2 protein-coding genes are annotated in these 10,459 nt (G+C 63.6%); both read left to right on the forward strand.

Annotated elements, in window-relative coordinates:
• The first annotated feature begins 105 nt into the window (after window positions 1-105).
• Window positions 106-9,339, forward strand: coding sequence for an amino acid adenylation domain-containing protein (locus ACM6IQ_RS14760; protein WP_414879168.1), 9,234 nt, complete (start codon window positions 106-108; stop codon window positions 9,337-9,339).
• 54 nt (window positions 9,340-9,393) lie between these two features.
• Window positions 9,394-10,452 (forward strand): TauD/TfdA family dioxygenase, encoded by a 1,059-nt coding sequence (locus ACM6IQ_RS14765; RefSeq protein ID WP_414879169.1) that lies wholly within the window; start codon window positions 9,394-9,396, stop codon window positions 10,450-10,452.
• Window positions 10,453-10,459: the final 7 nt, after the last annotated feature.

The raw sequence follows: 10,459 nt of genomic DNA on the forward strand, positions 1-10,459 counted from the left end.
GCCTCCGCTGATACTTGTTCTCATTCGCTAATTTTTCCGGTCTGCATTCGTTTTATAGGGACGACGTGCCTTTGTGCTTCCCGCCACTGATCCGGATGCTTAGAAATGAATGCTGAAGACTCCTTGAAACTTGCTCGCCGGTTTATCGGGTTGCCCCTGGAAAAGCGCCAGATGTTCCTTGCGGCCTTGCAAAAGGAAGGCATTGATTTCGCCCGGTTCCCGATTCCTGCCGGCGTCGAGGCCGAGGATCGCCAGGCGTTGTCGTACGCCCAGCAACGCATGTGGTTTCTCTGGCAACTGGACGCGCAAAGTGGCGCCTACAACCTGCCGGGCGCGGTGCGTCTGACCGGGCGGTTGAACCTGCCTGCGCTGGAACAGGCCTTTGCCAGTCTTGTGGAGCGTCACGAAACCCTGCGCACGGTGTTCCAGCGTCAGGCCGACGACTCCTTGCTGCAAGTGCCGGCCAGCGCGCCGCTGGTCATCAAGCAGGTGGATTTCAGCGCATTGCCGGCCACTGAGCGCGAACGTGCCGTCGCTCAGGCGGCGGAGCAGCAATCGGTGTTGCCCTTCGATCTTTCGGTCGGTCCGTTGCTGCGCGTGACCTTGCTCAAACTCGCCGAACAGGAACATGTCCTGCTGCTGACCCTGCACCACATCGTTTCTGATGGTTGGTCGATGAACGTGCTGATTGATGAGTTCATCCGCTGCTACGACGCCTTCGAGGCCGGTGCACAACCGCAACTCGCGCCGTTGCCGATCCAGTACAGCGACTACGCCTTGTGGCAACGCCGCTGGCTGGAGGCGGGTGAACAGGCGCGTCAACTGGATTACTGGCAGGCGCAACTCGGCGACGAACACCCGGTGCTGGAACTGCCCACCGATCACTCGCGCCCGGCGATGCCGAGCTATCGCGGCACTCGTTACGAGTTCGCTGTCGACCCGCAACTGGCCGAGCAACTGCGCGCCACCGCGCAGAAACACAACATCACCCTGTTCATGCTGTTGCTCGGTGCGTTCAACGTGCTGCTGCATCGCTACACCGGGCAAACCGACCTCCGTGTCGGCGTGCCGATTGCCAACCGCAACCGAGCGGAAATCGAAGGCCTGATCGGCTTCTTCGTCAACACTCAGGTGCTGCGCACACAGCTTGACGGCCAGACCCGCGTCGACGATTTGTTGCGCGCCATCAAGGAGACCGCCCTCGGCGCCCAGGCCCATCAGGACCTGCCGTTCGAGCGTCTGGTCGAAGCGCTGAAACTGGAACGCAGCCTCAGCCACACGCCGCTGTTCCAGGTGATGTACAACCACCAGCCGCAAGTCGCGGACATGTCCAGCATCAGCACCGCCTCCGGTCTGGTGTTGGGCGCAATCGAGTGGGAAGGGCGCACCACGCAGTTCGACCTGACCCTCGACACCTATGAAAAGAGCGGCAAGCTGCACGCCGCACTGACCTACGCCAGCGACTTGTTCGACGCACCGACCATCGCGCGCATGGCGCAGCACTGGACGCGCCTGTTGCAGGCGATGGTGGTCGATTCGAATCAGCGGGTCGGCGAGCTGCCGATGCTGGCGGCGGAGGAACAGCAGGTGCTGGTGCATGACTGGAACCGCACCGCCGAAACTTATCCCGTCGAGCAGTGCGTTCACGAATTGATCCACGCCCAGGCCTTGCGCACGCCCGAGGCGCCCGCGCTGGTGTTTGGCAATCGCCAGCTGACTTATGCACAGCTCAATGCGCGCACCAATCAATTGGCCCACTACCTGCGCGAGCAGGGTGTCGGTCCCGATGTGCTGGTGGGGATCGCCGTCGAGCGTTCGCTGGAAATGGTCATCGGCCTGTTGGCGATTCTCAAGGCCGGCGGCGCCTACGTGCCGCTCGACCCGGAATATCCGGCGGAGCGCCTGGCCTACATGATCGAAGACAGTGCGATTGGCGTGTTGCTGACCCAAAGCGCTCTGGTCGGTACGCTGCCGACCGAGGGCATCAAGGTCATTGCACTGGATCAGGACGAGGCTTGGCTGGACGGTTACCGCGAAACCTGCCCGTCGGTGTCGGTGCATCCTTTGAACCTGGCCTACGTGATTTACACCTCCGGCTCAACCGGCAAGCCCAAGGGCGCCGGGAACAGCCATGCGGCGCTGGTCAATCGTTTGTGCTGGATGCAACAGGCGTACGGGCTGGACGGCAGCGACTCGGTGTTGCAGAAAACCCCGTTCAGTTTCGACGTGTCGGTCTGGGAGTTCTTTTGGCCGCTGATGACTGGCGCCCGTCTGGTGGTGGCGCCGCCGGGGGCGCATCGCGAACCGGCGCGGTTGATCCGCCTCATCGGCGAGTTCGGCATCAGCACCTTGCACTTTGTGCCGTCGATGCTTCAGGCGTTTATCCACGAGCCGGGCGTTGAAGCCTGTGCCAGCCTCAAACGCATCGCCTGCAGCGGTGAAGCCTTGCCACTGGACGCTCAACTTCAGGTGTTCGCCAAGCTGCCGGGCGCCGGGCTGTACAACCTGTACGGTCCGACCGAAGCGGCCATCGACGTGACCCACTGGACCTGCGTTGATGAAGGCGCCGACAGCGTGCCGATCGGCCGGCCGATTGCCAACCTGCGCACCCATGTTCTGGACGCACAGTTGCTGCCGGTGCCGGCGGGTGTAGCGGGGGAGTTGTACCTGGGCGGCGCGGGTCTTGCGCGCAGTTATCACCGCCGGCCGGGCCTGACGGCCGAGCGTTTTGTACCGTGCCCGTTCCATGATGGCGCACGCCTGTACCGCACCGGCGACCGGGTGCGCCAGCGCGCCGACGGCGTGATCGAATACCTCGGCCGCCTCGACCATCAAGTGAAGTTGCGCGGCCTGCGTATCGAGCTGGGGGAAATCGAAACCCGCCTGATGCAGCATCCGCTGGTGCGCGAAGCCGTGGTCCTGGTGCAGGGCGGCAAGCATCTGGTGGCGTACGCGGTGCTGGAAAACGTCGAGCCGCAGTGGCCGGAAACCCTCAAGGCCTGGCTGCTGAGCAGCTTGCCGGAATACATGGTGCCGACCTACCTGATGCCACTGGATGCCCTGCCAGTGACCGCCAACGGCAAACTGGACCGCAAGGCCTTGCCGCAGCCGGACGCGTCGCCGCAACACGCGTTCGTCGCGCCGCAAGATGCCATGCAGACGGCGCTGGCGCAGATCTGGCAGGACGTGTTGGGTCTGGAGCGCGTGGGACTCGAAGACAACTTCTTCGAGCTGGGCGGCGACTCGATTATCTCCATTCAAGTGGTCAGCCGCGCCCGTCAGGCCGGCATCCGCCTCAGTCCACGCGACCTGTTCCAGTACCAGACGGTGCGCAGCCTGGCGCTGGTGGCGGCGTTCGACAATCGCAGTTCCATCGATCAAGGGCCGGTCAGCGGCGAGGTGCTGCTGACCCCGGCGCAACATTACTTTTTCGAGCAAGCCATCGCGCAGCCGCAACACTGGAACCAGTCCTTGCTGCTGACGCCGCGCGAAGCGCTGAACCCTCAAGCCCTTGAAGCCGCGCTGGTCGCGGTGATCAACCATCACGATGCCTTGCGCCTGCGTTTCACCCAGGGTGTCGATGGCTGGCAGCAGTGCCACGGATCGCCCGTCGAAACGGCGGAACTGTGGCAGCGGCAGGCGTCCTCGAGCGAGGCGTTGTCGGCGCTGTGCGACGAAGCGCAACGCAGCCTTGATCTGGCCGATGGGCCGTTGCTGCGCCCGTTGCTGGTCAGCCTCGAGGACGGCACGCAACGCCTGTTGCTGGCGATCCACCATTTGGCGGTGGACGGCGTGTCGTGGCGGGTTCTGCTCGAAGACCTCCAGCAGGCCTACGCCCAATTGGCCGCTGGCAGCGCCGCGACGTTGCCCGAGAAAACCAGCGCCTATCAACACTGGGCCGGACACCTGCAAGAGCATGCCCGCACCCTGGATCAGCAACTGCCGTACTGGCAGGCGCAATACGCCGATGCCCGCGACCTGCCCTGTGAAAACCCGCTGGGTAGCGTGCAACAACGCCACGGCCACAAGATCGAATCGAAGCTCGACGCCGGGTTGACGCGGCAGCTGCTGCAAACAGCCCCGGCGGCCTATCGCACCCAGGTCAATGACTTGCTGCTGACGGCGCTGGCGCGGGTGATTTGCCGTTGGACCGGGCATCACTCGACGCTGATCCAGCTCGAAGGCCATGGCCGTGAAGACCTGTTCGACGCCCTCGACCTGACGCGCACCGTAGGCTGGTTCACCAGTTTGTTTCCGGTACGCCTGCAACCTCACGCGGAAACGGCGAACGCGATCAAGACGATCAAGGAACAACTGCGCGCCATCCCCGATAAAGGTCTCGGCTACGGGTTGCTGCGCTACCTCGGCGAGCCGGCTCAGCGTCAGTCCTTGCAAGGATTGCCGGCACCACGGATCACCTTCAACTACCTCGGCCAGTTCGACCGTCAGTTCGATGAGGGCGCGCTGTTTGAACCGGCGCTGGAAAGCGGCGGTCATGCCCAGGGTGACGATGCGCCGCTGGCCAACTGGCTGACCCTGGAAAGCCAGGTCTATGGCGGTCAACTCTCGTTGCAATGGGGCTTCAGTCGCGACATGTTTGCCGACAGCACCGTTCAGCAACTGGCCGATGCCTACACCGAAGAACTCACCGCGCTGATCGAACATTGCTGTGCAACCCCGACGGGGCAGGTCATGCCATCGGACTTCCCGCTGGCACGGATCAACCAGGCGCAGCTGGACGCGTTGCCTGTCGCGGCCCCGGCCATCGAGGACATGTATCCGCTAACACCGATGCAGCAGGGCATGTTGTTCCACACCTTGTATGAGCCACAGGCTGAGGCCTATATCAATCAACTGCGCCTCGATATTCAGGGGCTGGACTTGGCGGCGTTCGGTCGGGCATGGCAAGCGGCGATCAACCGCCACGACATTTTGCGCAGCAGCTTCCATTGGTTGGGTCTGGAGTCTGCGCATCAGGTCATTCATCGTCAGATCGACCTGCAATTGCAGGTGATCGAGGCCGCCGATATCGACCTCGATGCGCTGGCCGCCGAACAGCGCAGCCGTGGTTTCGAACTCAGCGCCGCGCCGCTGCTGCGCCTGATGCTGGTGCGTCAGGGCAGCGACGCGTGGCACCTGATCTACACCAGTCATCACATCCTCATGGACGGCTGGAGCAACGCGCAGTTGCTCGGCGAAGTGATTCAGCATTACGCCGGGCAGGCACTGGCCAAACCCCTGGGGCAATACCGCGACTACCTGGGCTGGATTCAGCAACAGCCACTGGCGGCGGGCGAACAGTTCTGGAAACAGGCGCTGGCTGCCCTCGAGACGCCGACGCTGCTGGCGCAAGCCTTGCCGACGCCGGTCGAGGGGCGCGGCATGGGCGAGCATCACCTGACGCTGGAAAGCGCCGCCATGCAGCGTCTGACCGAGTTTGCCCGGCATCAGAAGATCACTCTCAACACCTTGTTGCAGGGCGCGTGGGGTCTGCTGTTGCAGCGCTACACCGGTCAAGCGTGCGTGGCGTTCGGCGCGACGATTGCCGGGCGATCCGCGCCGTTGCCGGGCATCGAACAACAGTTGGGCCTGTTCATCAACACCTTGCCGATCATTGCTACGCCGTACTCGACGCAGCCGGTCAGCCAATGGCTCAGCGAGCTGCAAGCGCTGAACCTGAGCTTGCGTGAGTTCGAGCATGTGCCGCTCTACGACATCCAGGGCTGGGCCGGACAGCAGGGCAGCGCGCTGTTCGACAGTCTGCTGGTGTTTGAAAACTTCCCGGTGGCCGAAGCGCTGAAGCAAGGCGCGCCGGCGGGACTGACCTTCAGCGCATTGCGCAATCACGAAATCACCAGTTACCCGCTGACCCTCGGCATCGAAGTCGGCGCCAGCCTGCGCCTGGAATTCAGTTTCGATCAGGCCTTGTTCAGCGCCGTGCAGATCGAGCGGCTGGGCGCGAACCTGCTGCAGGTGCTGGAGCAATTCGTCGCACAGCCGCAACAGGTTCTGGGGGCCGTGAGCCTTCTGGATGCCAAGCAAAAAGCCCAGGGGTTGCTCGGCTCGCGTCCCGCCGCGCCGCTGCTGGACAGTCCATTGCTGGCGCATCAACGCTTCGAGCAACAAGCCGCACGCACCCCCGACGCATTGGCCGTGATCGTCGGCGAAGAGCGACTGACTTATGCACAGCTCAACGCTCAGGCCAACCAGCTTGCCCATCGCCTGCGCGAGCACGGTGTGGCGCCGGGGCAGCGGGTCGGCCTGTCGGTGCGGCGTAATGCGCAGATGATCGTCAGCCTCATGGCGATCCTCAAGTCCGGCGCCGGTTATGTACCGCTGGACCCGGACTACCCGGCCGAACGCCTGGCCTACATGATCGAAGACAGCGGGATGGACCTGCTGTTGGCGCAACCGGAACTGCTGGCGGATGTCGCATTGCCCGAAGGCCTGCCGCGTCTGGCACTGACGGCGGCGTCGCTGGCCGGCTACTCCACGAGCAACCCGGTCAACCTCGCCTGCGCCGAAGACCTCGCGTACCTGATTTACACCTCCGGCTCCACCGGCCGGCCGAAAGGCGTGTGCCTGGCCCACGCCGCGTTGCGCGAATTCTGCGTGATTGCGGCGGACTATTCGCAACTCAGCGCCGATGACCGCGTGCTGCAATTCGCCACGTTCAGCTTCGACGGCTTTGTCGAACAGTGCTACCCGCCCCTGTGCGTGGGCGCGGCGCTGGTGTTGCGCGGTGATGAACTGTGGGATACCGACACCTTGTACCGGCAAATCATCGAACAGGGCGTGACCCTGGCGGACTTGCCTGCAGCGTACTGGTATTTGCTGGCCCAGGAATGGGCGGCGCAGCCTCAGCGCGACAAAGGTCGGCTGCGTCAGGTCCACGTCGGTGGCGAAGCCATGTCGCTGGAAGGCCTGAAGCTCTGGCATGCCGCCGGTCTTGGTGATGTGCGCCTGCTCAACACCTACGGGCCGACCGAGGCCACCGTGGTCTCCAGCACGCACCTGTGCACCTTGGCTGACACGCAAAACCTGATCGGCGTGCCGATTGGCCGCGCGTCGCCCGGTCGGGCCTTGTACGTGCTGGATACCGAGGGCCATCTACTGCCCACCGGTTGCGTGGGCGAGTTGTGCATCGGCGGTGACGCCGGCATTGCCCAGCACTATCACCAGCGTCCGGGACTGAGTGCCGAGCGCTTCATCGCCGATCCGTTTTCCACCACGCCCGGCGCACGTTTGTACCGCAGCGGCGACCTGGCGCGGTATCGCGAAGACGGCGCGCTGGAATACCTGGGACGCATCGATCACCAGGTGAAAATCCGTGGTTTCCGCGTCGAGCTCGGTGAACTGGAAGCGCACCTGCAAGGCTTGCCGATGATCAGCGAAGCGGTGGTGCTGGTGCAGGAAGGCATCGGTGGCAAGCAGTTGATCGGCTACGTCGTGCCAACGTTGTCGGACGCCGACTCGCGTCAGCTCACCGAAACCGTGCGCCAGGCTTTGGGCGAGCGTCTGCCGGACTACATGCTGCCGGCGCAACTGGTGGTGATGAGCGCATTGCCGCTCAACCGCAACGGCAAACTCGACCGCGCCGCGCTCCCTGCGCCTGAGGTCTGGGAAACGGCGGCCGGCACCGCACCGCAAGGCGAGCTGGAAATCGAGCTGGCGCAGATCTGGCAGCAGGTGTTGCACGTCACCCGTGTCGATCGCGAAAACAGCTTCTTCGAGCTGGGCGGGCATTCGTTGCTGGCCACGCAGATCGTCTCGCAGATTCGCCAGCGCCTGGGCCTGTCGGTGAGTTTGCGCAGCCTGTTCGAACACCCGCGCCTGCAGGATTTCGCCGCTCAGGTGCAAGGCCTGCGGCACGTCTGCGAACGCCCGGCGCTGGTGGCGGAGCCTTCCGGCGAACGCCAGCCGTTGTCCTTTGCCCAGCAGCGGTTGTGGTTCCTCTGGAACCTTGAGCCCGACAGCTCGATGTACAACATGCCCGGCGCCTTGCGGTTGCGCGGCGAGTTGAACCTGTCGGCGTTGCAGCAAACCTTTGAAACCCTGGTGCAACGCCACGCTGTGTTACGCACCACGTTCCATGAGAAAGACGGTCACGCCTGGCAGCGGGTACACACTGAACTGCCGTTGAGTTTCGTTGCCAGCGACCTGCGGCATTTGCCAGACCCGGACGCCGAAGCCGCGCAACTGGCCCGAGAAGAAGTCGCCCGGCCGTTCGATTTGCGCCATGGCCCGTTGCTGCGGGTGCGGGTGTTGCTGGTAGCGGATCAGGAGCATGTGTTGTTGCTGACGGTGCACCACGTCGCGGCAGATGACTGGTCGTTCCGGATTCTGATCAATGAGTTCGTAACCTTGTATCCGACCCTCAACCGGGGCGGCGTCGCGCCGTTGCCGGAACAGGTCGTGCAATACGCCGACTTCGCCAGATGGCAGCGCCAGTGGCTGGAGCAGGGCGGCGAGCTGCAGCGTCAGCTCGATTACTGGCAGGCGCGCCTTGGCCAGCCGCAAGCCGTGCTGGAGCTGCCGGGCGACGGCGATCAGCGTCAGGCGCAGGAAGGTGCCAGCCACCATTTCACCTTGAACGCGACCTTGAGTCAGCAGTTGCGCGACTTCGCTCAACAGCGTGGATTGTCGCTGTTCATGGTGCTATTGGCCGGCTTCACCCTGGTGTTGCGTCAGCGCACCGAGGTCAGTCGTGTGCGCATCGGCACCGATATCGCCAACCGAAATCAAGTTGAGCTTGAACAAATGGTCGGCTTCTTCGTTAACCAATTAGTGCTGCAAGTGGAGGTGAACGCTGACGAGGCTGCCGGGCAACTGCTGCAAGCCTGTCGCCGCGCGGTTCTGGAGGCTTCGGACCATCAGGACCTGCCGTTCGAGCGACTGGTGGAAGCGTTGCGGCTGCCGCGTCGGGCCGGGCGGTCGCCGTTGTTCGACATCAAGTTGATCTACCAGGAAGGCGTCGGTCGTTTGCCTTCCATGGACGGCCTGCTGGTCGAGGACTTCCCGTCGGGCCGGCAAGCCGCCGAGATCGGCATGGTCGCTGCGTTCTACAACGAGGCTGAACACATTCACCTGAGTTTCGAAACACCCGCCGGGCAGTACTTGCCGAGCACGCTGCAAAGCCTGTTCGAACAAATCGAGGCGGTACTGCAAGCGTTGTTGCGCGCCGACGAGCTGACGGTCAGCCAATTGCTGGACCTGGCCACCGATGTGCAGCGCCGCGCCGATGCGCGCCTGAACGAACAACGCAAGGCGTTGCTGGGCGGGCGCATGGCGATCAAGCGCCGTCGCGGCACGCCGGCAACGCAAAGCACCGCGGACTGATTCATTGCGGCGGCGCCAATCGGGCGCCGCCGTCATCATTTTCTGGAGGGGTTTATGACTGTTTCAACCACCAAGTCCATTCCCAAAATCGGTCGCGGTGCACGCAAAAGCCTGTCCACCGACCCGACCCGGCTGGTGAGTTTTGCGCCGATGTTCGACGGTGCCAGCATGCCCCTGGTGTGCCGCCCGGCGGTGCCCGGCGTCAGCCTGGTGGAGTGGGCGACGGAGAATCGCGCACTGATCGAAAGCAAGCTGCTGGCCCACGCAGTGATCCTGTTCCGTGGCTTCCAGGTGGCCGACATTGCCGAGTTCAACCGCTGCGTGGCGGCGATTTCCGACGGTGCCCTGGAGTACCTGTTCCGCGCTTCGCCACGGACCCAGATCACCGGCCAGTTCAAGATCTACAGCTCCACCGACTACCCGGCAGCGGAGAAAATCTTCCCGCACAACGAGCATTCCTATTCGCCGGTGTTCCCGCGTCACCTGTACTTCTACTGTGACACGCCCTCGACCACCGGCGGCGAAACCCCGTTCGGCGATACCCGCGAAATCCTCGCGCGAATCGACCCGGCCGTGCGTGAGGAGTTTCAGCGTAAACGCATCATGTACGTGCGCAACTACGGCGACGGCATGGGGCTGCCGTGGCAGACCGTGTTCCAGAGCGAGGACCGCGCAGAAGTCGAAGCCTACTGCGCCAGAATCGGCATTCAGGCGGAGTGGAAGTCGGGCAATCGCCTGCGCACCCGGCAAAACGGCCCGGCGATCGTGCGCCATCCGCTGACCGGCGAACGCATCTGGTTCAACCACGGCACCTTCTTCAACGCGCTGACCCTGCCGGACAGCATTCGCGACAACCTGCTGCGTGAATTCGGCCCGCTGGACCTGCCGCAAAACACCTTCTTCGGTGACGGCACGGCCATTCCCGACGACGTCATCCGTCACCTGCAAGGCATCTATCGCGACGTGATGGTCGAGTTCGCCTGGGAGAAGGGCGACGTGGTCCTGCTGGACAACATCCTCAGCGTGCATGCGCGCAACGAATTCACTGGCTACAGAAAAATCCTCACGGCCATGGCCATCGCGCAGAAAAGCGCCGACCTGGATCAGGAATAAGGACACT

The sequence above is a fragment of the Pseudomonas sp. IT-P100 genome (assembly GCF_949767185.1).
Classification (GTDB): domain Bacteria; phylum Pseudomonadota; class Gammaproteobacteria; order Pseudomonadales; family Pseudomonadaceae; genus Aquipseudomonas; species Aquipseudomonas fluorescens_B.